At 63.9% G+C, this 22,221-nt stretch carries 20 protein-coding genes; 4 read left to right on the forward strand and 16 right to left on the reverse strand.

Annotated elements, in window-relative coordinates:
- Positions 1-942 (forward strand): 2-hydroxyacid dehydrogenase, encoded by a 942-nt coding sequence (locus ACO07C_RS13390; RefSeq protein WP_421914635.1) that lies wholly within the window; start codon positions 1-3, stop codon positions 940-942.
- Positions 943-958: 16 nt separating this feature from the next.
- On the opposite strand, the gene ACO07C_RS13395 is transcribed toward ACO07C_RS13390, so the two are convergent.
- The 3 genes from ACO07C_RS13395 to ACO07C_RS13405 form a co-directional block, all read right to left on the reverse strand.
- Entirely contained in the window at positions 959-1,486 is a 528-nt protein-coding gene (locus ACO07C_RS13395) for an AAA family ATPase (protein WP_421914636.1), read from the reverse strand.
- Positions 1,487-1,553: 67 nt separating this feature from the next.
- Positions 1,554-1,919 carry a hypothetical protein gene (locus tag ACO07C_RS13400; RefSeq protein ID WP_421914637.1) on the reverse strand — a complete coding sequence of 122 codons (366 nt, stop codon included), beginning with the start codon at positions 1,917-1,919 and terminating at the stop codon, positions 1,554-1,556.
- A 104-nt stretch (positions 1,920-2,023) separates the two neighbouring features.
- Entirely contained in the window at positions 2,024-2,965 is a 942-nt protein-coding gene (locus ACO07C_RS13405; protein WP_421914638.1) for a methyltransferase domain-containing protein, read from the reverse strand.
- A 108-nt stretch (positions 2,966-3,073) separates the two neighbouring features.
- Between ACO07C_RS13405 and ACO07C_RS13410 the strand changes: the two genes are divergently transcribed.
- Complete coding sequence (locus ACO07C_RS13410) at positions 3,074-4,084, forward strand: ligase-associated DNA damage response exonuclease (protein ID WP_421914639.1); 1,011 nt, start codon at positions 3,074-3,076, stop codon at positions 4,082-4,084.
- A gap of 37 nt (positions 4,085-4,121) precedes the next feature.
- Entirely contained in the window at positions 4,122-5,723 is a 1,602-nt protein-coding gene (locus ACO07C_RS13415; RefSeq protein ID WP_421914640.1) for a cisplatin damage response ATP-dependent DNA ligase, read from the forward strand.
- A 27-nt stretch (positions 5,724-5,750) separates the two neighbouring features.
- Here ACO07C_RS13415 and ACO07C_RS13420 read toward each other — a convergent pair whose 3' ends face one another.
- The 13 genes from ACO07C_RS13420 to ACO07C_RS13480 all read right to left on the reverse strand — a co-directional run bounded on the left by ACO07C_RS13420 (position 5,751) and on the right by ACO07C_RS13480 (position 21,324).
- Entirely contained in the window at positions 5,751-6,857 is a 1,107-nt protein-coding gene (locus ACO07C_RS13420; RefSeq protein ID WP_421914641.1) for a hypothetical protein, read from the reverse strand.
- Positions 6,858-7,041: 184 nt separating this feature from the next.
- Positions 7,042-7,299, reverse strand: a complete 258-nt coding sequence (locus tag ACO07C_RS13425) for a BrnA antitoxin family protein (protein ID WP_421914642.1) — start codon at positions 7,297-7,299, stop codon at positions 7,042-7,044.
- A 138-nt stretch (positions 7,300-7,437) separates the two neighbouring features.
- Positions 7,438-8,955, reverse strand: coding sequence for an SRPBCC family protein (locus ACO07C_RS13430; protein ID WP_421914643.1), 1,518 nt, complete (start codon positions 8,953-8,955; stop codon positions 7,438-7,440).
- Positions 8,955-9,392, reverse strand: a complete 438-nt coding sequence (locus tag ACO07C_RS13435; protein WP_421914644.1) for an SRPBCC family protein — start codon at positions 9,390-9,392, stop codon at positions 8,955-8,957. The genes ACO07C_RS13430 and ACO07C_RS13435 overlap by 1 nt, the downstream gene beginning before the upstream one ends.
- A gap of 255 nt (positions 9,393-9,647) precedes the next feature.
- Positions 9,648-11,834 carry a flotillin domain-containing protein gene (locus ACO07C_RS13440; protein WP_421914645.1) on the reverse strand — a complete coding sequence of 729 codons (2,187 nt, stop codon included), beginning with the start codon at positions 11,832-11,834 and terminating at the stop codon, positions 9,648-9,650.
- 78 nt (positions 11,835-11,912) lie between these two features.
- The gene (locus ACO07C_RS13445; RefSeq protein ID WP_421914646.1) at positions 11,913-14,123 is read right to left on the reverse strand and encodes an ABC transporter permease; all 2,211 of its coding nucleotides are present in this window, start codon (positions 14,121-14,123) and stop codon (positions 11,913-11,915) included.
- Complete coding sequence (locus ACO07C_RS13450) at positions 14,116-14,901, reverse strand: ABC transporter ATP-binding protein (RefSeq protein ID WP_421914647.1); 786 nt, start codon at positions 14,899-14,901, stop codon at positions 14,116-14,118. The genes ACO07C_RS13445 and ACO07C_RS13450 overlap by 8 nt, the downstream gene beginning before the upstream one ends.
- A gap of 26 nt (positions 14,902-14,927) precedes the next feature.
- Positions 14,928-16,175, reverse strand: a complete 1,248-nt coding sequence (locus ACO07C_RS13455; RefSeq protein WP_421914648.1) for an ABC transporter substrate-binding protein — start codon at positions 16,173-16,175, stop codon at positions 14,928-14,930.
- Positions 16,176-16,226: 51 nt separating this feature from the next.
- Entirely contained in the window at positions 16,227-17,252 is a 1,026-nt protein-coding gene (locus tag ACO07C_RS13460) for a branched-chain amino acid ABC transporter permease (protein ID WP_421914649.1), read from the reverse strand.
- On the reverse strand, positions 17,249-18,250 hold the full coding sequence (locus ACO07C_RS13465; RefSeq protein WP_421917520.1) for a branched-chain amino acid ABC transporter permease: 1,002 nt from the start codon (positions 18,248-18,250) through the stop codon (positions 17,249-17,251). The genes ACO07C_RS13460 and ACO07C_RS13465 overlap by 4 nt, the downstream gene beginning before the upstream one ends.
- Before the next feature lie 44 nt (positions 18,251-18,294).
- Positions 18,295-19,617 (reverse strand): amidohydrolase family protein, encoded by a 1,323-nt coding sequence (locus ACO07C_RS13470; protein WP_421914650.1) that lies wholly within the window; start codon positions 19,615-19,617, stop codon positions 18,295-18,297.
- Between the two features lie 52 nt (positions 19,618-19,669).
- Positions 19,670-20,449 carry an alpha/beta fold hydrolase gene (locus ACO07C_RS13475; RefSeq protein WP_421914651.1) on the reverse strand — a complete coding sequence of 260 codons (780 nt, stop codon included), beginning with the start codon at positions 20,447-20,449 and terminating at the stop codon, positions 19,670-19,672.
- Positions 20,446-21,324, reverse strand: a complete 879-nt coding sequence (locus tag ACO07C_RS13480) for a fumarylacetoacetate hydrolase family protein (protein WP_421914652.1) — start codon at positions 21,322-21,324, stop codon at positions 20,446-20,448. The genes ACO07C_RS13475 and ACO07C_RS13480 overlap by 4 nt, the downstream gene beginning before the upstream one ends.
- Before the next feature lie 205 nt (positions 21,325-21,529).
- On the opposite strand from ACO07C_RS13480, the gene ACO07C_RS13485 reads away from it, so the two are divergent.
- Positions 21,530-22,201 (forward strand): FadR/GntR family transcriptional regulator, encoded by a 672-nt coding sequence (locus tag ACO07C_RS13485; protein WP_421914653.1) that lies wholly within the window; start codon positions 21,530-21,532, stop codon positions 22,199-22,201.
- The last annotated feature ends 20 nt before the right edge of the window (positions 22,202-22,221 follow it).

The raw sequence follows: 22,221 nt of genomic DNA on the forward strand, positions 1-22,221 counted from the left end.
ATGGAAAAAGGCCGTATCCTGCTTGCCGTGACAGGCTTTCACCCGCAACGCTGGCACGAATTGCTGTCGGCCGAGCGCGATGTGGTGGTGGAACCGGACGGCGCCAAGGACCCATCGATCACCTATGCGGTGGTATGGAAGCAGCGGCCGAACCTGCTGTCGTCGCTGCCCAACCTGCGCGCCATCTTCTCGATCGGCGCCGGCGTGGACCATATCTTCGCCGATCCAGGCCTGCCGAATGTGCCGATCGTCAAGGTCGTCGCCGACAATCTGACCCAATACATGACCGAATATGTCGTGTGGCGGGTGCTCGATCATCACCGCCAGGGCCTGCTCTATCGTTCACAGCAGAAGAAGAAGGCATGGCACGACCCGACCCAGCCGCCCGCCGGCGACATTTCGGTGGGCATCATGGGCTTCGGCACGCTTGGGCGCGCGGCGGCTTCAGCGCTGCTGTCGCTCGGCTTCAAGGTCAATGGCTGGGCGCGCGGTGACAGGCCGATGGCCGGTGTTTCGACCTTTGCGGGCGAGGCCGGATTGAAGCCGTTTCTCAACGCCACCGACATTCTGGTCGTGCTGCTGCCCCTGACGCCCGATACGCAAGGCCTGATCAACTACGGACTGCTGAAGGAACTCAGGAAACGCAACGGCCTCGGCGGTTCGGTGCTGATCAATGCCGGGCGCGGCCGCCTGCAGAAGGACGCCGACATCGTGCGGGCACTGGATGACGGCACGTTGAAGGAGGCGAGCCTCGATGTGTTCGAGGTCGAGCCGTTGCCCAAGACCAGCCCGATATGGGGCCACCCGAAGGTGTTCGTCACGCCACACGCGGCGGCGACCTCCGACCCCGCTCATCTGGTACCGACCATGCTGCGCCAGATGGACGCCTTCGAACGGGGCGAGACCTTGCAAAACCTGGTGGATCGCGACGCGGGATATTGACCCGGAGGCGCAGCTCTCATCTGGCCAGGTCCCATGCCGCGAAGCATCTCTTGATTGCCGGCGCGGAAGATAGCTGCAGCTTTGGCAGATCGAGCTGCCGGAACATCGCCCGGTATCGCTCGCGGTTTCGCGGCTGGATCGCGGCGATATGATGGATCATATCCCATTTGATGCTGTCGCGACCGCCCTCCAGACCGCCGCGTCTCTCATTCTCGAACAGCGTTCGTCGAAAATAACGCAACAGGCTTGCCGCCGTGGAGATGTCCAGGAGGATCAGTCCGGTCGCCCGCCGAAAGCGTTGCGGCATGCAAACCGAGTAGTTTCCATCCATGACCCAACGCGGGTTGGCGATCGCAGCATCATGCAAAGCGATGAATTCGTCCGTTGGACGCGCTTCCCAATCTGTATTGGGAAGATGATGGAGTTGATCGAGATGAACAACCTTCAGATCGCGCTTGCGCGCGATCGCGTCGGCAAGGGTCGACTTGCCGCTGTTCGATGGCCCCAGGATGCATATGCGGTCACCGAGGTCCGAGAGATTCATGCGATGTGACCCAAGGCGAGTGGACTTGGTGGCTCCGATAACTCGTTGAGGATGACGGTTTCGCGACTTAGCCGGGCAAAGTGAACTTTTTCTGCTTGTCGGCGGGCTTGCCGCATTCACGTCGGGTGATCGAACGGTTCATGGCGTCGATCTTGCCGCTGGCCGCCTCAGCGTCGCGTTGGGGCTTCGAACGTGTGTCCATCATGAACGGGCCAAAGCCCATCGCAGGGTTGGTGAAGGTCGGCTTCGCGGTCTGCGGTGACAGGTGATATTGCTGCGCCAGGCCGTTGCGTTGAGCCAGCAGCTGATCGCAAGGGACCGTATCGTATTGAAGCGAGGACTGGATATTCGCATCCTGCCTCTCCGCCAGCGAATTCTCCATGCAACCCGTTGCCACCAGGCAGGATGCCAAGACCATCATGTTCCAACGCATGGGGCGCTCCATATCGCGTGTTCGTGGATGTCAGTCGAAGTTCAAGAATCGGGCTTTTTCACCACCGCTGCAATGGTCGTTCGATGCGGATCGAAAAAAGCTGTTCACACATCAGCCTTCGGGGGAGAGGATGACCGGGCCGCGACGACCACCAATCCATCGACCGCCTGGCGACGATCCTGACGGATGACCTTGGTTTCCAGTGATAGGATCGAGAAGCCTTTGTCGGCCAGTACGCTGCGTACATAGGCTTGCGAATGCGCATAGCGGCGCGAAGGACGGAGCGCGAAATCACCATCCCCTTCCCCGTCACCGAGCTTCTCGACCGAGAACGCAAACAATCCTTCTTCGGCGAGCATCGCCGCGACGTTCCTCACCACGCCGTCGAGCGCGCCTACGTAGATAAAGACGTCGGCAGCGGTGACGAGGTGCGCCTTGTCGCCCACATGGACAAAATCCTGCAAGTTGGCCTTAGCGAGGACATCGTAGATGTTCCTTGCCCGCGCCTTTCCGAGCATTTTGGCGGAGATGTCGACCCCTTCGAGCCGTTCGGCGATAGGCCGCAGCCTTTCACCCATCAGTCCGGTACCGCAGCCGAGATCGAGCACCAGCCCGAACCGGCCCGGCCTGGCAGCCCGAATGGCCGCCTCGAGAAATTCGGGCACCCGGTAGCCAAGCTTCTCGACCAGGGCATCGTCGAAGGTTTCGGCATAATGATCGAACAGCGTTTCGACAAAGGCGCTGGGTGGCGACCCTGCCAGCGGCTCCCTGCCGATCAGTTGCAGCTTGAGCGCGGCGCCCTGGCGATCCGTCGGATCGAGTTTCAGAGACATTGCCCAGGCCTGCGCCGCAAGATCGAGCGCTCCACCGGCCTCTTGAAACTCGCCGAGACGAAACCAGCCCATTGCCCATTGCGGCACCAGTTCCATGGCGCCAAGCAGCAGTTCAGCCGCGGCCGCGTGGTCGCCGGATGCATGGAGCATTTCGGCATAATCGGCGCGGCGATCGGCGTTCAAGTCGCCGGACGAGGCCTGAAGCGGCTTCATGGCAGTGGTCCCACCGGCGGAAGTAGTAGCCGGGACCGTGTGTATGCTGGAGTCAGCAGTGACTTACAACAGGCTTCCCGTGACGCAATTCATGCCTATGTTGCAGACATGCGCGCCAGTGACCTGCTTCATCCCCGGCCGGAGGGCCTCTATTGCCCGCCCGGCGATTTCTTCATCGACCCGGTGCGGCCGGTTGACCGCGCGCTGATCACGCACGGCCATTCCGACCATGCCCGCTCCGGGCATCGGTCCGTACTGGCGACGCGGCAGACCCTGGACATCATGGCACTGCGCTACGGCGAGGATTTTGCCGGCGCGAGGCAGGCGGCCACCCTGGGCGAGACGATCGCGCTGAACGACGTCAGCGTCACTTTCCATCCCGCCGGCCATGTGCTGGGGTCGGCACAGATCGCGGTTGAGCACCAAGGGATGCGCATCGTGGCGTCTGGCGACTACAAGCGCCGGAAGGACGCCACATGCCTGCCGTTCGAGCCGGTTCCCTGCGACGTGTTCATCACCGAGGCGACCTTCGGCCTGCCGGTGTTCCGCCACCCGCCCGACACGGAGGAAATCGCACGACTTCTGAAATCAACGCTGCAATTTCCCGAACGCGCGCATCTTGTCGGCGCCTATGCGTTGGGCAAGGCACAACGCGTGATGCGGCTGTTGCGCGATGCCGCTTACGACAGGCCGATCTACATCCACGGCGCCTTGGCGAAGCTCAGCGACTATTACCGGAGCCAGGGCATAGACCTTGGCACACTGGAGCCGGCAACCATCGAGACCGGCGGCAAGGGGGACTTCGCCGGCGCCATCGTCGTCGGACCGCCATCGGCCTTCGCCGACCGCTGGGCGCGACGCTTTCCCGATCCAATCTCGTGCTTCGCATCGGGCTGGATGCGTATCCGGCAACGCGCCAAGCAAGGCGGCGTCGAGCTTCCCCTGATCATATCCGACCATTCCGACTGGGATGAACTGACGGCGACCATCAAGGAGACGGGCGCGGAGGAAGTCTGGGTCACGCATGGCCGCGAGGAAGCACTGGTGCGCTGGTGCGAACTCGAGGGCATCGCCGCGCGGCCGCTGCATCTGGTGGGGTATGAGGACGAGGGCGATTGATGGCGCTCTTTGACCCACGATCGCGGTCCATATCCTCATGAACCGCTTCGCCGAGCTTCTCGACCGCCTCGTGCTGACGCCGTCTCGCAACGGCAAGCTGACGCTGCTGACCGACTATTTCCGCACCGTCGAGGATCCCGATCGCGGACTGGCGCTGGCCGCGATCACCGGCGACCTCAACATCGCCGCGGTCAAGCCCGCCATGCTGAGGTCCCTCGTCGCCGAGCGAATGGACCCGGTGCTGTTCGGCTATTCCTACGATTATGTCGGCGACCTCGCCGAAACGGTCTCGCTGGTCTGGCCCCAGGCGCCGGAGGCCATCCCCAACCGCGTGCCGACACTTGGCGAGGTGGTCGGCAAGCTGCAGGCGGCCAGCCGCTCCGACGGGCCGAAGGTTCTGGCCCGGCTGCTCGACAGCGCCGGCATCTCGGCCCGCTTCGCCATCATAAAGCTGGTCACCGGCGGTCTGCGCATCGGCGTCTCGGCGCGGCTGGCGAAACAGGCGCTGGCGGATTTCGGCCAGGTCGACGTCGCCGAGATCGAGGAACTCTGGCACGGGCTGACGCCACCCTATACCGAGCTTTTCGCCTGGCTGGAAGGCAAGGCGCAGAAGCCAGAGAGGACCGCGCTCGCCCTGTTCAGTCCGGTGATGCTGTCCAACCCTGTCGGCGACGGCGATCTCGAAAAGCTCGATCCCGCCGACTATGCGGCGGAGTGGAAGTGGGACGGCATCCGGGTGCAGGCAGTTTCGGAAGGCGGCATCCGGCGGCTCTATTCGCGCACTGGTGATGATGTCTCTGGCGCTTTCCCCGACCTCGCCGAGGCCATGACTTTCCACGCCACGCTCGACGGCGAACTTCTGGTTGGCGATCCCCGTGAAGCGACGGGCACGTTCTCGGACCTGCAGCAGCGACTGAACCGCAAGAGCGTGACACCTAAGATGCAGCAGCAATATCCGGCTTTCATGCGCTGCTACGATCTGTTGCAGCTCGACGGCAAGGATCTGCGTGCCCTGCCCTTCCGCGAGCGGCGCGACCGTCTCGAAAGCTTCGTGAAAACGCTGGACCCGAGCCGTTTCGACCTGTCGCCTTTCGTTGCCTTCGACGACTGGCACATGCTGGAGGAACTGCGCCGGGCCCCGCCGCATCCGATCATCGAAGGCGTCATGCTGAAGCGGTGGGATTCGCCCTATCTCGCCGGCCGGCCCAAGGGGCCTTGGTTCAAATGGAAGCGCGATCCGCACACCGTCGACGCGGTGCTGATGTATGCCCAGCGCGGCCACGGCAAGCGCTCAAGCTTCTACTCGGACTACACGTTCGGCGTCTGGTCCGGCCCGGAAGGTTCCGAAGAACTGGTGCCGGTCGGCAAGGCCTATTTCGGCTTCACCGACGAGGAGCTGAAGCAGATCGACAAATATGTCCGTGACAATACGATCGAGCGCTTTGGGCCAGTCCGCTCGGTACGGGCCGACCGCAAGAACGGCTTGGTGCTGGAAGTGGCATTTGAAGGCCTGAACCGCTCGACACGGCACAAATCCGGGGTTGCCATGCGCTTTCCACGCATTTCGCGGCTGCGCTGGGACAAGCCGAGCGCCGAGGCCGACCGCATCGAAACGCTGCGGGCGCTGCTCGATCGCTAGCTTGCGACCTCCGCATATGCGCGGAACTTACTGCGCGATCGAGACGCGGATCTCGTAGATGTCGACCGCCTTGCCCTGCTTGTCGAAGTCTGAATTGATGGCGATGGTACCGGCGGCGCCGGGATGCTTGTCGGCAAACGGCACGTCGAACAGATATTCGTTGCGCTGCTGGCCGATCGCATAGCGCTTGCGGCCACAATCACCGAGTTCCCCAAAATTGCAGTCGACGGAAATCTGCGTCTCCTTGCCTTCCTCGGAGCGAGCGATGATGTCGAACACGGCGTGCTTGCCGGCGAGCTTCTCCAATATGCCCTGCCCGACGTCGAAGCTTATGGCTGATCCGGACGTGCCCGAACGTATCCTCAGGAACGAACCCGTATCGTCCTTCATCACGTCGGCCTTGGCGTCGGACGGCGCGCTGACATGCGATGCATCGCTCGGCGAAAACACGTTGATCCAGTCGCGCGACTGGTCAGCGGTACCCGGCTTTTGCGGTGAGCCGCTGCCGGCCGGCGGCGTGAAGTCGTCGTCGTTCACGGTCGGGGGCGCTTCGGGCGGAGCCGTGTCGAGCTGGGCCGCCGTCTTGAAGACGCCGGTCTGCATGGCGAAGAACAGGCCGATGCCGACAGCGGCGAGCAGCGTCACGCCCAAGAAGATGGCGGTCAGCGGCAAGCGACGTCCTCTTATCCGCCGCTCGTCCCGGTCAGGCGCCACCTCGGCCGCGGGTCCTGCCGAAGCTGACATATCGGCGGGCGAGCCGGGCACGACGGCGTCGGGCATGATGTCGGGGACGACGGGCACGACGCGCGAATGCGGCGCATCGGCAGCCGGGCCGACGGCGATCGATGGCACCGGCGCGGCTTGTCCGTTGCCCGAAAGCTCGATCGCCGGCGCGTTGCCCTGCGCTTGCTCCCCATCGGAAACAGCCGGAATGTACTCGGATTCGATTTCGGCGATCTTGGCCTGTACCGCCTTGCGGCGCTTGATGGCGACTTCCACCGTTACGTTCGGATTGGCCTGAAGCGCGCGGTCAAGCGCGGCGAAGGCCGAGCGATAGACCTTTTCGCGAAACGCCCGGTCGTCGGCATTGCCCTTTTCCAGGGCGTTGCGGATCGCTGTTTCGATCGCGTCCAAGCGAATTCCCTCTGCACGTTCGCTTACATCACATGATCGTTAGCGGCAGCCGACCAATCAATCAACGGCCGAGCGGCAGCATTCTGCCTTGTCGATGAATTCAAAGGCAATTTCCAAGGTTTTCCGCCAACAAAACCAGGCCAGTCCGCCGATATCGCGGTCGCGGCCCCCGCGCGCCCGTATCTCAATCGCCGTCGCTGGTCCCTGCGGGCTTTCCCGAAACGAGCTGCCGCAATGCATCGTTGATGCGATCCTGCCAGCCCGGCCCGTCTTCCTGGAAATAGTCCAGCACCGACCGGTCGATCCGGATCGAAACCAGTTCCCTGACATTCGGAGCTGCCGATGCCTCGCGAACCGGCGCCGGCGCCGGCTTCTTGACCGGCTTGAAGGCGGCCTCGGCGGCAGCCATCGGATTGGTGGGACGACGCGGCGGATTTGCCATCTGGATATCCTGACTGCATGGAAAGAATGGGCCACAATAGCCTATCCGACGCCGGCGCACATGCCGGCGCGATCGGCTTTCCACTGTTCACCAACTGGCCGACTGTCCAAGCGCCGGTCGCGAAAGCCAGGCCGCGCCTCAAACCGTCAGCACCAAGGCTCCGGTGGTGCGCCGAGCTTCGAGATCGCGATGCGCGGCGGCAGCGTTTGAAAGCGGATATCGTGTCGGCGGTTCGATGCTGACCACGCCTTGCCGCAATGCCGCGAAAAAGCGGTTGACGTGCGGCGAGAGCTTCTCCGGCGTGTTCGTGTAATGGGCGTAGTTCGGCCGGGAGATTGTGATCGATTTCGACGAGAAGCGGCCGATATCCCAGTTGCCAACGGGGCCGGAAGCCTGGCCGAAGCTGACGAGGTGGCCCCGGACACCGAGTGCCGCCAGCGAGCCGCCAAACGTATCGTTGCCCACCGCGTCATAGGCGACATCGGCGCCTTTGCCGGCTGTTAGCCGCATGACCGCTTCGGCGAAATTGTCGCGCGAATAGACGATGACGTGGTGTGCGCCCAACCTCTCGACAATGCGCGCCTTATCGTCGCTGGATACGGTGGCGATGACCGTCGCGCCGAGATGGCGCGCCCATTGCACCAGCAACTGACCGACGCCGCCGGCCGCGGCATGGATGAGCACTACGGAACCGGGGCGTACCGCATGGACATCATGAAGCAGGAAACTGGCGGTGACGCCCTTGAGGAGGCCGGCGGCGGCAATTTCATCCGAAACATCGTCGAAGAGATGAACCAGCAGTTCGGGCGCCATGTTGCGCCGCTCGGCATAGGCGCCGACCGGTGGACAGGCATAAGCGATGCGGTCACCGACCGAAAAGCCCAAAACCTCGGGTCCGGCGGCTTCGATGACCCCGGCCGCTTCCATGCCGAGTACGCCCGGCGGCTGCAGGAGATCGAAGTAGCCGGTGCGGCAATAGACGTCGATGAAATTGACCCCGATCACAGTATGGCGGATCCGCACTTCGTTGGGCGCCGGCGGAGGCAATACGATGTCCGTGAATTGGAGCACTTCCGGCCCGCCATGGCGCTCCACGAGCACCGCTTTGGTCCGTTCAGCGTGGTGGGGCGCGATCGGTGACACCGCGCGCGGCGTGCTTGCCGATGGTGTCGGCGCGACAATCGTTAGCGGCCTTGCCTCGACGGGCGACGCAGTAGCCCTGCCCTTCAGCAACCGGCGAACAGCCTTGAAACCCGCTTGATAGATTCCTTCTGTGACCAGCTTGACCAGTTCGTCGCGACGGTGCGCGGGCGGCTGGAATTCCGACGACCATTCCCAGAATGTGGCGTCGCCGTCGGTCACCGGCTTCAGCCTGACCGACGCGACATAGCCCATCAGCGGCAAGGGCGCTTCGAGCAAGCAATAGCTCAGCCGCCGGTCCTTGTCCGACAGCGCCAGCAGTTGCTCGCGCAGTTCACCGCCATCGGCAAGCCGGAAATGGCGGACCGCTCCGACCGCATCGACGGGATCGCCGCCCTCGATCTGGCTGAACGCAATTGCCGGGTGCCAGCGCTCATGGCTGTTGAAATCGCGCAGGATAGCCCAGACGGCGTCGATCGGTGCATCGATGATGGTGCTCTGACGAACCTTGACCATCAGCCCCTGAAACGTTGCTTGAGCGCGGTGAACGCCGCCTGGAACACGCCGGTGCCGATCTGCTGCATGAGGGCGGCCTCGCGTTCGGGGGCGCAATCGAACTCGGCCCGCCATTCGGCGAATGTCGCGTTGCCGTCGGTGATCGGCGTCAGCGACAGCGTGGAGACATAATTCTCCACGCCCATCGGGCTTTCAAGGATCGCGTAGCTGCAGGACAGGTCATAGTCGGACAGCGCCAACAGTTTTTCACGGATGCGGCCGCCGCCCTTCAGCGTGAAACTGCGGATGCAGCCGATCTGGTCGGCCGGCGCGTTCTGCTCGATCCGGCTCTCGGCCACGAACGGCGTCCAATTGGGAAGGCCGTTGAAATTGCGCACGATCTTCCACACTTCGGCAGCGGGCGCGGGAATGACGGAGGAGATATAGACCCTGGTCATGCTTGGAAGCCGAGGATGGAACGACGGAGGCCGTGCCTGGGTGTGCCATCCCTGTCGACATCGGCGCCGCCCCTCATTGTCCTGCCGGACATTTCTCCCCGTATAGTGACGAGGAGAAAGGACCCGCAAGCAACCTCGGCGCCAAACTTGCAACGCTGGTGATTTGCGAAACCATCAACGACAGCGTCCCTCTCCCCGTCCCTATACGGGGAGAGGATGCCGGCAGGCAGGTGAGGGGCAGCGCAGACGTTCCCGTCAGTGATCGCGGTCGTCATCGTCGTCCTTGGCGGTCTTGCCCTTGCCCTTCTTGTCGCGGGTCAGGCTGGAAATATCCTTGGCGTCGCGCAGCACGTCGGTCATGCGGCCGAGCGAACCGCCTTCGATGCCGATCTCCTTCATCAAATTGTCGATCATCGGCGCCTGCACCCGGTAGCGCAGCGCCGAGTCGATCACCTCGTCGGTGACGTTGCGGTTGCCGCCTTGGCCGCCATTGATGCCATCGACATGCAGGATCTTGATGCCCTCGATCTTCTCCATCGGCTTGACGCTTTCGCGGATGATGCCCTCCATGTGGTCGAGCAGCTTGCCACGCAGGCGCCCTGCCCGCGCCTCGTTGGAAAGCAGGTTCTCGGCCTCGTTGAGCTGGCGATGGCCGGCGGCGTCGACCTCGTAGCGCTGGGCAGCGGCCAGGGCATGGATCTTCTCCGACTCGGCCGAGGCAACGGCCGCGATCTTCCGCGCTTCGGCGAGGCTTTTCGCCGCCTTCATCTCGGCGTCCGCCGCGGATGTGATGCGCAGCGCCTCGCGCTCGGCTTCACGGGCAGCACCAATCAGATCCGTCAGCTTGCGGCGTTCGGCGATCTCGCGTTCGCGAACCGTGAAGGCCTGTTCCTCGGCCTGCACAGCCTTGGCGCGGACGGCTTCCGAAGCCGCGATCGCCGAGGAACGCTCCTGCGTCTTCTTGGCGATGTCGATGGCCTTCTGGATCTCGGCGATCTCGATCTTCTGGTCGCGGTCGACGCCAAGCTGCCTGATGTCGCGGTCCTTGATCAGCCGCGCTTCCTCGATGCCGCGCTCGGTGGTGATGCGGGCGCGTTCGACCTCTTCGCCGGCCGAGATCTCGGCCTCCTCGAAGGCCTGGCGCTTGGCGATCTGCAGTGCCTCGAGATGGCGCTCGCGCGCGATCCTGACCTCATCGATGGCGCGATCCTGCGCGATCCGCGCGGTCTCCGTCGCCTGGTTCTCGACGATCTCGGCGCGGCGCTTTTCCGCCTCGGCCTTCGTCACCTCCAGCGCCTTTTCGGCCAGTGCGATCTGGCGTTCCAGTTCGGCGACCTCGAGCAATTTCCTGCGTTCTATCTCAAGCTGGCTCTGCGCGCCCTCGCGCTCGATGCGGGCCTTTTCCAGCGACAATTCGAGCGCGATCTGCTCGCGCTCGGTCAGTTCGCGCATCTTCATCTCGGTTTCGTCGAGCGAACGGCGGCGCGCGATCTCGCGGCGCTGTGTATCTTCCTCGCTCCGGATGCGCTCCTCGGTGATGTTGCGCTCCTGGTTGAGGCGCGATTTCTCGACGGCTTCGCGTGACGAGAGCTGTGCCTGCTCAGATTCCTGGTCGCGCAACGCACGTTCTATGGCGAGTTCCGAGCGCTGGGCGGCGCGGCGTATCTCGACCTCGCGCTCCTGTTCGAGGCGCGCATATTCGCTGTCGCGGTCGATCTCCAGCACCTTGCGCTGGGTATCGAGATTCTGGTTGCGGATATCAACCAGCGTGCGCTGCTCGATCTCGTTGCGCATGCGGCGGCGCGTCTCGATGGATTCGGTCAGCTGCGTCAGGCCCTCGGCGTCGAAGGCATTCGACGGATCGAAGTACTCCAGGCTGGTCTGGTCGAGATCGACGATGGCGACGCTTTCCAGTTCGAGCCCGTTGGCGGCTAGCGATTCCTCGGCCAGTCTGCGCACCTTTGCGGCATAGTCGCCGCGCAGTTCGTGCATTTCCTCCAGCGTCATCTGGGCGGCAACGGTACGAAGCGCGCCGGCGAACTTGCCTTCCAGCAGTTCGCGAAGGCTATCGGGCTGCAGCGTACGGCGGCCAAGCGTCTGGGCGGCGGCGGCAACCAGCTCGCGGCTTGCGCCGACACGCACGAAGAACTCGGCGATCAGATCGACGCGCATGCGGTTCCGGGTGATCAGCGCCAGACCATCCTCGCGGCGCACCTCGATACGCAGCACGTTCATGTTGACAGGCGTGATCTCGTGCAGCACCGGGATGACGAAGGCGCCGCCGTTCACCACCACCTTCTCGCCCATGAAGCCGGTGCGCACGAACGCCGTCTCCTTGGTCGAGCGACGGTAGAGCCATCGCAGGATGTAGACCGCGATGACAACGACGACCGCGGCGATGATCAGCCACAACAGGAAAGCGCCAAAAATCTGCGCGTCCATTTTTCTACCCTCCCAGACAGGATGCGGTCAGCCAGAGGCGACCGGCATCAAATTCATAAATCCGTTCGCTCAACGCCATCATGCGCGCCTCTGCAGCTTCGGCGTGATGGCGTGGAACGCGTTGATCACCGCATCGACGAAAGGCATGTCGTTGATGTTCGCGCGGACGCGCTGGACGACACGTTGCGATGTCGGGCGCACGGTCTTCTCGATCGCCTCGAACAGCGCGTTGTCGGCCTCCGGATCGTGGAACGGCTGGCCGGGCGCGTCGAGCATGGACACACCGCCTTCCGGCAAAAGAAAGCGGACCGGGCCGTTCATCGCATTGAGGCGTCCACCGATCCATTCGCCGAAGGCGCGGTTCTCGTCGCGGGTGGTGCGCATCAACGTGACGTTCGGATTGTGGACAACGAATTTGCGGCCGCGGAACTTTTCCGGCACGGTCTCGCGAGGGCCGAAGTTGACCATGTCGAGCGCACCGGTCGAGCCGACATAGGGCAGGCCCGTACGAATCGCCGCGCCGAAACGGTCGTCGGTCGCCGGGAAGACGCCGCCAACGATCATGTCGGCCACCTCGGTGGTGGTGAGGTCAAGGAAGGCGGAGAGCAGCCGCGAGTCCGCAAGATTCTCCATCGCACGTCCGCCAATGCCGGTGGCGTGGAAAACGAGGCAATCGTAATCCGCTTCAAGCCGCTTCGTGACCGCCTGCACCGCCGGCGTGGTGACGCCGAACATGGTGATGCCGACGGCCGGGCGCGCCAGCCTGCGCTTTGCCTCCCAGGCCTCGCCGGTCGGCAATTGCGCGATCATGCCGGCCATCGCATGGGCGGCGTTGCCGAGCACGGCTTCGGTGATCGAGTTCAGGCCCTGAACATCGGCGACAGAATGGAACATCATGATGTCGGCGCCGCCGACATATTGGGCGACATCGCCGGCTGCCACGGTCGAGACCATCAGCTTGGGGATGCCTACGGGCAGGACGCGCATGCCGGCCGTCGCCAACGTCGTCCCGCCGGAGCCGCCGGCCGAGATCACGCCGCCGATGCGCGGCTCGCGTTCGATCCAGCGCGCGAAGGCCTCGGCCATCGCCGCCACCGAGCCGCCGCGATCGCCGGACATGACGGCGGAGGCGCCGCGCGCGTGCATGCTGGCCACCTGCATGGCTGGCACGTCGGCGCTGGACGGCTTTCCTGACGTGGACAGGTCGACCGTGCGGACCGGAATGCCCAGCGACTTCAGCCGATCGGCGACGAAGCGCAATTCCTTGCCCTTGGTGTCGAAGGTGCCGGCGACGAGCACGGTGCGGCCGATGCGCTCGGCAAAGGGAATGGCGAAGACCTTTTTCAGGTCGTCCCGAGGTGTTGTCTTTTCGACCGCCGCCTGGCGCATGGCCGCGACCGGCACGTTCCAGCGGTTCGGCAGCTCCGTTACCGGACGGTAGATGCCGTCTTGCGGGACGCCGCCTTGGGACGCCCCACGATCGATGCGATAGACCTCGGCCAGTTGCTCTTGCGCCTGGGCAGCGGCCGCGGGGGTCACGGCGGGCTCGTCGGAATGGCGGCCGACACCGAGCAGGCGCTGCTGCAGTTCGCGGTCGGCGGCAAGCGCCGAGGCTTCCATGATGCGGTTGATGCGCCCGTTGACCATGATCGCGACGCGATCGGACACGGCTGTCGCGACGCCGATGTTCTGCTCGATGACGAGGATCGCCATCTCGCCTTCCTCGGCCAGCGTCACCAGCATGCGCTCGACCTGCTCGACGATGATGGGGGCAAGCCCCTCCGTCGGCTCGTCCATCACCAGCAGTTTCGGATCGCTCAGCAGCGCGCGCGAAATCGCCAGCATCTGCTGCTCGCCGCCCGACAGCTGCGAGCCGCCATTGCTCCGGCGCTCGGCGAGGCGCGGAAAGGTCTGGTAGATGCGCTCGACCGTCCAGCTTGCATCACGCCGGTTGCCGGCAGCCAGACGCAGATGCTCGTCGACCGTCAGGCTCGGCCAGACGCGGCGGCCCTGCGGCACATAGCCGACGCCTAGGCGGTGTATTTCATGCGGCTCGAGCGATGAGATTTCGCGGCCGTTGACCCGGATCGATCCCGATTGCGCGCGCTTCAACCCCGTGATGGTGTTGCACAGCGTCGTCTTGCCCATGCCGTTGCGGCCGACGACCGACAGCACGCCGCTTTCCAGTGTCAGCGACACGCCCTGCAGCGCATGGCTTTCCCCGTAATAGACCTGGAGGTCCTCTATTCTGAGGACCGCCTTGCCTGAAGGTGCGGGGCGCTCAGCCATGCTTGCCTCCAAGGTAGATTTCCTGGACCTCGGGATCCGCCTCGATCTCCCGCGGGGTGCCTTCCTTGAACAGGCGGCCATTGTGCATCATCGAGACATATTCCGAGACCCGCAGGGCCACGTCGAGGTCGTGCTCGATGATGACATAGCCGATATGCCTCGGCAGGCCGTTGAGGATCGCAACGAGGTCGCGCCGCTCGGTGGGTGACAGGCCGGCCGCAGGCTCGTCGAACAGGATGAAACGCGGCGCGCCGGCGAGCGCCAGCGCGATCTCCAGCTGCCGCTGCTGGCCATGGCTCAGCGTCGCCACCAGCGTGTCGCGATAGGCTTCGAGATGCACGGCGTTCAGGATCGATTCCGCCTGCACCATGTTCACGTCGGTGGTCCTTGGGCGCAGCAGCGAGAAGCGCCGGCGCGAGACGCCGCGACAGGCGAGGAAGATGGAATCGAGGACGGACAGGCCCTTGAACAATTGCGATATCTGGTAGGTGCGCCGCAGGCCGCGCCGGATGCGCTCATGCGGCGGCAGATCGGTGATGTCCTCGCCAAAGAAGCGGATGCGCCCGGCCGTCGGCAGGAAGTCGCCGGTGACGGCGTTGAACAGCGTGGTCTTGCCGGCGCCGTTGGAGCCGAGGACCGCGCGCCGCTCGCCGGCCGCGATCCTCATGTTGATGCCGGAGAGCGCCACCAGCGCCCCGAAATGCCGCGCAACACCATCGAGCTCCAGCGCATAGGCGCCGGTGCTTTGAAGACGGTTGGTCGCGAGGCTTTCGGTCACTGGCGGCTACGCTTTCAGGTCAGTTGTTACGGGCAGCTCGGATTGTCGCGGTTGACCGCGCCGAGCTTCATGAACTCGTCCTCGGGAATGCCGAGCGTCTGGTTGACCTGCGGCACGACCTTGACCAGCTTGTTCATGAGATTGCCGTCCGGCCCCTCGGTGACCTCGGTCAGGAAGATGTCGGCGATGGCGTTGCGGTTCTTGTCCAGCGACACCTTGCCGGTCGGCGTGTCGAAGGAGAGCTTCGACAGCGCATCGCGCAGCTTCACGCCGCCGTCGGAGACATCGCCCCCAACCTTGTCGAGGCCGAGCAGCGTCGCCTTCATGTCGACATAGTAGCCGTGGGCGAAGAGCGAGGGCGAGGGAAAGGCGCCCGGCTGCTTCTTATAGGCCTCGACAAACGTCTTCCATGCCGGAGCGTCGTTGGTGTCGGCGGTGGGGCCAGCCGAGGGCGTGCCCTTGAGCACGTCGCGCAGCTTGCCTTTCGAGGTCAGCACCGTCTGGTCGACGGTGATCGAGCCGCCGATCAGCGGCGCGGTACCGCCGCTTTGCTGGTACTGGGTCAGGAAGTTGACGGCATCGGCGCCGCCAAGCGCGACATAGATCGCATCCACGCCTTCCGGAATGGCGGCGATGACCGAGGAGAAATCCTTGTTGCCGATCGGCACCCAGGACTTCGACGGCACATGTCCGCCGGCCTTGCAAAACTCGGCCATGAAGCCGAACACCTGCGTGTAGGGGAAGGAATAATCCTCGGCGACGGTGGCGACCTTCTTGTAGCCCTTGTCCTTGAAGGCATAGGTGCCGAGGCCCGCCATCCACTGCGCGCCGTCGGTCGAGAAGCGGAAGAAGTTCGGGGCCGGGTCGCGCAGCGTCGTGTCCTGCGCGGCCGACGTGCCGTTGATGAAGGTGACGTTCGGCTGCGTCTTGGCATAGTCCTTGACCGCGATGCCTTCGTCGCCAGAGAGCGGACCGACCAGCACCTTGACGCCATCCTGCTCGACCAGCTTGCGCGCCGCGCGCACCGCGCTGTCGGGCGAGGCGTCGGACGAACCCTTGACGATCTCGATCTTCTTGCCGGCGACCGTGCCGTTCATTTCGGCGACCGCCGTCATGGCGCCGCGCTCGCCGTCCTCGCCGAGCACCGTGAACGGTCCCTCGAAAGTGGCAAGAAGGCCGATCTTGATCGTGTCGTCGGCGGCCAGCGCCATCGACGGCGCGGTCAGCCCGGTGAACACAGCCAGGGCCAGCACTGTACGTCTATGCATCCTCATGATTTTCCTCCCGTTGATTTCATTTCGCAGCAGTTGATTCCGTTTCGGCCGCTAGGGGCCGGAACGCAGGGACTCCTGTGCAAGCCGTGGTTTGATCCTCCCCCACAACCCCAGGATTCCATCCGGTGAGACGAAGACGATCACCAGGAACACCATGCCGATCAGCGTGTTGAAACGCTCGGCGCCGACGATGTCGATGGCGAAGGTCTGCATCAGGACGACGACGACCGCGCCGAGAAACGGCCCGATCGGATGGCGCAGGCCGCCGATGACGGCGATGATCAGCACGTCGATGGCGGCATCGACGCCGATGGTGCCGGGCGAGACGCGGCCATTGAACCAGACCAGCAGCACCCCCGCCAAGCCTGCAATGACGCCCGCCAGCAGCCAGGCGAAGACCTTGTGGGCGGTGACGTGGTAGCCCAGCGCGCGCATCCGGCGCGGGTTGTCGCGGATCGCCTGCAGGGTCATGCCGAAGGTGGAGCGCGACCCGTAGAGCACGGCCGCGTAGGACAGCACAGCCAGACCAAGGCAGAGATAGTAGAATGGCCGGGGATCGCGCCAGTTGACGCCCCAGAACGCCGGCGCGCGAATGCCCGCATAGCCGGAATGGCCGTTGAAGATGGCGTAGTTCTGCTGCGCGAAATAGTAGGTCGCGGTGGCAATCGCCAGCGTGATCATGATGGTGTAGATGCCTTCGGTGCGCACCGAGATCCAGCCGATCAGCGCCGACGCCAGTGCCGCCACGAGAACCGCGAACGGCACGGCCAGCCACCACGGCCAGCCGAAACCCAAAATGTTCGAATTGTTGTTGCCAAGGATGGCAATGGCGTAGGCGGCGATGCCGGCAACGGTGATCTGCGCCAGGCTGACCATGCCGCCATAGCCCGCGAGCAGCATCAGCGACAGACCCAGCATGCCGAAGATCAGTGAATAGCCGCCGATCTGGGTCAGGAAGAAATCCGACGCCACCAACGGATAGAGCACCAGCACGACCGCGAGGATGATGTGGCCCGCGCCAAGCTTCTCCAGCCAGTTCTTTCGAGGGACCGCGCCTACCGAGATCGTCAGGCTCATCGGGCTTTCCCCATGATGCCTTGTGGCCTGACTGCCAGCGTCACCACCATGATGACGAAGGTGAGCACGATGCCATAGGTAGGGAAGTAGACGAGGCCGATTTGTTCGGCGAGCCCGATGAGCAAGGCGCCGATGGCGGCGCCGGTGATCGAGCCCATGCCGCCGACGATGACCACGACCAGCGACGCCAGCAGGTATCGGACGTCCTCGCCCGGCGCGACGGAGAGCGCGGAGCCGCCGACGACGCCGGCGAAGCCGGCAAGCCCGGCGCCAACCGCAAAGACGATGGCGAACACCGCATGCACGTTGACGCCCGAAGCCGACAGCATGGCGCGGTCATCGACCCCGGCGCGGATCATCATGCCGACACGCGTCTTGTTCAGCATCAGCCACAGGCCGATGCCGATGACGATCGCGGCCGCCAGCACGACGACGCGGTAGAGCGGATAGGTGAGGAAGACCGAAGCGCCGTTCGACCGCACCGCCGTGATCACCGGCAAGGTCAGTGCGCCATCGAGCCATTCGGGCGTTGATATCTGGTAGGTACCGCCGGCCCACACCGCCAGCATCAGGTCGGCGGCGACGATGGAGATGCCGATGCTGACCAGGGTCTGGCGAAGGTCGTCGCCTTCCAGGCGGCGGAAGACGAAGACCTGCATGACGACGCCGACAAGGGCGAGCACAACGAAGCCGGCGGAAACGCCGAGCAGCCAGTAGCCCGTGCGGCTGGTGACCTCGTAGCCTATATAGGCGCCAAGCAGATAAAGCGAACCATGCGCGAGATTGACGTTGCGCATCAGGCCGAAGATCAGCGTGAAGCCGCTGGCGACCAGGAAATACAGGCCCGCCAGCGTGATGCCGTTGAGGATCGCGCTGACGAAGGCCTTCTTGGAGATCAGGATGGCGTTAAGCCAATCCGGCCAGACGGCAAAGACCAGCCATGCAATGAGGGCGGCGACAAGGAGCCAGAAGAGGCCCCATGCCTGCCGGCCCGTCATGCCGCCGCCCGAAATACCGGACGAAGATGGCCGGTCGAGAACGCTCATGCGGTCAGCCGGCGGCGCTGTTCGTTGATGCGCGGCGCCTTGTGGAACTTGCCGTCCTTCATGATGGCGAGGATGCGGTTCTTGTCCTGCAGGATGCGCACGTCGGCGATCGGGTCGCCGTCGATCAACAGCATGTCGGCGAGGTAACCTTCCTTGATCAGGCCGAGCTCGTCGCCCATGTTCATGATCTGGCCGCCATATTTGGTGCCGGCCTGGATCGCTTCCATCGGCGAGAAGCCGAGCATCTCGACGAAGGTCTGGATGTCCTTGGCGTTGGTGCCTTGCGGCGTCCAGGCAAAGCCATAGTCGCCGCCGATGCACACGCGGATGCCGCGCCGGTGCATCTTCTTCATCGTGTCGATGCACATTTCGAGTTCGCGCTCATATTCGAGCGACAGCGGCGAACCGGGCTTGATGCCCCATTGCTCGGCATGGCGCGCGGTGTTGATGAGCCATGCGATGCCAGGCGCGACGAAGTGCTTGTCCTTGACCGCCTCGAGCATGTCGAGCGCTTCCTCGTCGGCGAAGGACGCGTGGTAGATGTTCTGGATGCCGTGGCGAATGCACTGCTTGACCGAGCCGGACGAGCGCGCATGCGCCGACAGGACCTTGTTGCGGCAGCGCGCCTCGGAAGCGGCCATGGCGACCTCCTCTTCCGACATCGGCGTCTCCTCGGCGCCCATTCCGGTAATGCTCTCGCCCGACAAATTGAGCTTGATGGAATCGACGCCGTACTTGATCAGCTGGCGCACCGTGCGGCGGATCTCTTCGGGACCGGAGACGACGATGCCGAGATTGAGGCCTTCGTGGGGAATGTGCGAGGGCGAAGAGTCGCCCAGGCCGCCGACGGTGGTGATCTCGGGACCGGCCGCCAGATAGCGCGGCCCGGGGAAGCGTCCCTGGTTGATGAACTTCTTGGCGACGACATCAAGGCGCGGCTTGGCGGCCGCGGCACCCCGGCCAGCGGTGAAGCCGGCGTCGAGCACCAGCTTGGCCATCTCCATGGTGACCAGCATGTGCTCCTCGATTTCCATCATCTGGATGGGATCGATGCCCGGCGCGTTGTTCCACGACAGATGCAGATGCGCGTCGATCATGCCGGGCATCAGCGTCGCGCCCATGCCGTCTATAACCGTGGCGCCACCACTGTAGGACGAAGACGAGCCGTAGCGCGACGATCCCTTGGTGATCTGCTTGATGCGATTGCCCTGAACCAGCACCTCGCCGGTGTAGGGATATTCACCGGTTGCGTCGAGCACCCGCACATTGGTGAACAGCGTGCTGCCCGAACCGTTTCCGTTCCAGCTGTCGTCTGCCATAACAAGCCTCCCAACTTGCCGAGCGCGTAGTTCTACGCTCGATCAAAAATCCTCACCTATCAACCCGTCTCAAAAAATCGGCGAGCTTCTGGCTGCTTTCGCGCGGGCTCTCCACCGTAGCCCAATGTCCGCACCGATCCAGGGACGAGAATACGGCGCCCTTGATCCAGTCGGCAAGCGCCTGGGCGACGCCGGGCGGATTGACCGTGTCGGCGTCGCCGGTGACCAGCAGCGTCGGCGCCGAAATCCGTCTGGTGTCGACGGCCGTCGCCTTGGCCAGGGCCTCGCAGGTACGGGCGTAGGATTCCGGGTCCTGGCGCGTGATCGATTCCCGCACGAAGGCGACAGCGGCGGGCGAGGTTTCCCTGGTGTGCGCCGAAATCGCGTTGGCGACGATCTGGTCGGCGATATCCGCTATGCCGCCCGAACGCGCCAGCCGGGCCCGATTGGCGAGGCCTTGCCGCGTCCCCTCTCCAGGCTCCGCCAAGGCGCCGAACAGCGCCAGCGAGGCGACCAGCGAGGGCTGCGTCGCCGCTATCTGCTGGCAGATGATGGTACCCATCGAATGGCCGACGAGATGCGCCCTGGTCACGCCCATGCCGCCCATGGCGCGAATGACGGCTTCGCTCATGATCTCGACGGTCAACGGCTCGATCGGCCTTGCCGAGCGGCCGGAACCCGGCAGGTCCATGCGCAAGACCCGGTAGCCGGCGAGCGCCGGCATCTGCGGCTGGAACATGTTCGACGTTCCGCCGAGACCGTGGATCATCACCACCGGCATGCCTTCGCCGGTGACTTCCGCGACGATGGGGCCGACAGTGACTGTTGTCATTGGACGCGCTCCGCGAACCTGTTTTCCAGCGTGCCGATGCCGTCGATCTCAACGCGAACGACGTCGCCGGCCTTGAGATATCTGGGCGGATCGAAGCCGATGCCGACACCGGCCGGCGTGCCGGTGGCGATGATGTCGCCGGGCTTCAGCGTAATGCCCTGCGACAGCGTCGCGATGATGGTCGGTATATCGAAGATGAGCAGCGATATCCGGGAATCCTGGCGAAGGTCCTCGTTGACGAAACACCGGATCCCGGCGGTCTCGAGATCGAATTCATCCCGGGTCACCGCCCATGGTCCCATCGGACAGAACGTATCCTGCGATTTGCCGATCAGCCACTGGCTATATTTGCCCTGAAGGTCGCGGGCTGTGACGTCATTGACGATCGTGTAGCCCCAGACATGATCGAGCGCATCTTCCTTCGAGATGCCGCGCCCGGCTTTGCCGATGATGACAGCGAGTTCGGCCTCGTAGTCGATGGCTGCTGAAACGGAGGAGTCGATCAGCACGCTGGCATGGTTGGCAACGACGGTTTCAGGAACCTTGGAAAAGATGATCGGGTGCTTTGGCACGGCGCCAGCGCCGGCGCTGGAATCGAAGCCGCTGCGGGCGAATTCATGCGCGTGCTCGTGATAATTCTTGCCGACGCAGAAGATGTTGCGGCGCGGCCGCGGGATCGGCGCCTCGATCTCGACCCGGGACAGAGGGATTGGCGAAAGGGTACGCGGAGCGCCCGCGCCGTTGCGCTCGATCAACGCAAGGATACCTGCCTCGGCATGCTCGACCGGAACATCGAAGGGCGCGACAGTTTGGGCGTCGAGATCGACCATGCCCACACGGCGCTCACCCGCGATCGAAAATGTCGCGACCCGCATCCAGTTCCTCCCTGAACCTTTTTTGAACCAAAACCGGTCCTTTCATTACACGCTATAACCCATTGGTTCAGACATCAAGAGGGTTTTCGCTTTCTGGTTCATCAAAAAAGCCATGCACCAAGCATAACCGATCTGAACACTGGACCAGGCTGGAATCTTTTGCTATTTTTTGGTTCAATATTGGATCAGATTAAGTCAGCCACGAATGCCCAAACTCGTCGCCAACGACATCGCCACCATGCTCAGGAAGCGTATTTCATCGGGCGAATGGCTTGAACTGGGACGCATGCCTCCGGAGCGTGACCTTGCGGTCGAATTCGGCGTGGCGCGCAACACCGTGCGTCGTGCCGTCGGTTTCCTGGAGGACGACGGGACCGTCGTACGTCATGTCGGGCGCGGCACTTTCCTGACCGCGCCCAATCCGACGTCGATCACCTCGATGGTCACCCGCATGGAGGGGACGAGCCCGGCCGACATGATGGAGATCCGCCAACTGCTTGAGCCGGCTGCCGCGGCCTTTGCCGCGACCAACGCAAGCGCGGCGGAATTGAACGCGGTTCGCGAAGCGCACCAGACCGCATCGGATGCGCGGGACATGCCGGAGTTCGAGCATTGGGACGCCGAATTCCATCACCGGGTGTTCGCCTGCTGCCGCAATGACTTCCTGAAAGAGATCCACAATCTCATGCGCGCCATCCGCAACCAGTCGCCCTGGTTCGAAATGAAGAAGCGCTCGTTCTCGGAAGAGCGCCGCCAGATCTATTGCAGCGAGCACCAGGCAATCCTGGAGTGCCTGTTCGACCGCGATCCCGAGGGCGCGAAGAAGGCGATGCTCACTCACCTGAGGACAGTCGAACACAATCTTCTGGGCCGGTAGGAGACGGCCGGTAGGCGGCT

Origin of the sequence: Mesorhizobium sp., assembly GCF_965229135.1 — a bacterium.
Taxonomy (GTDB): Bacteria; Pseudomonadota; Alphaproteobacteria; order Rhizobiales; family Rhizobiaceae; genus Mesorhizobium.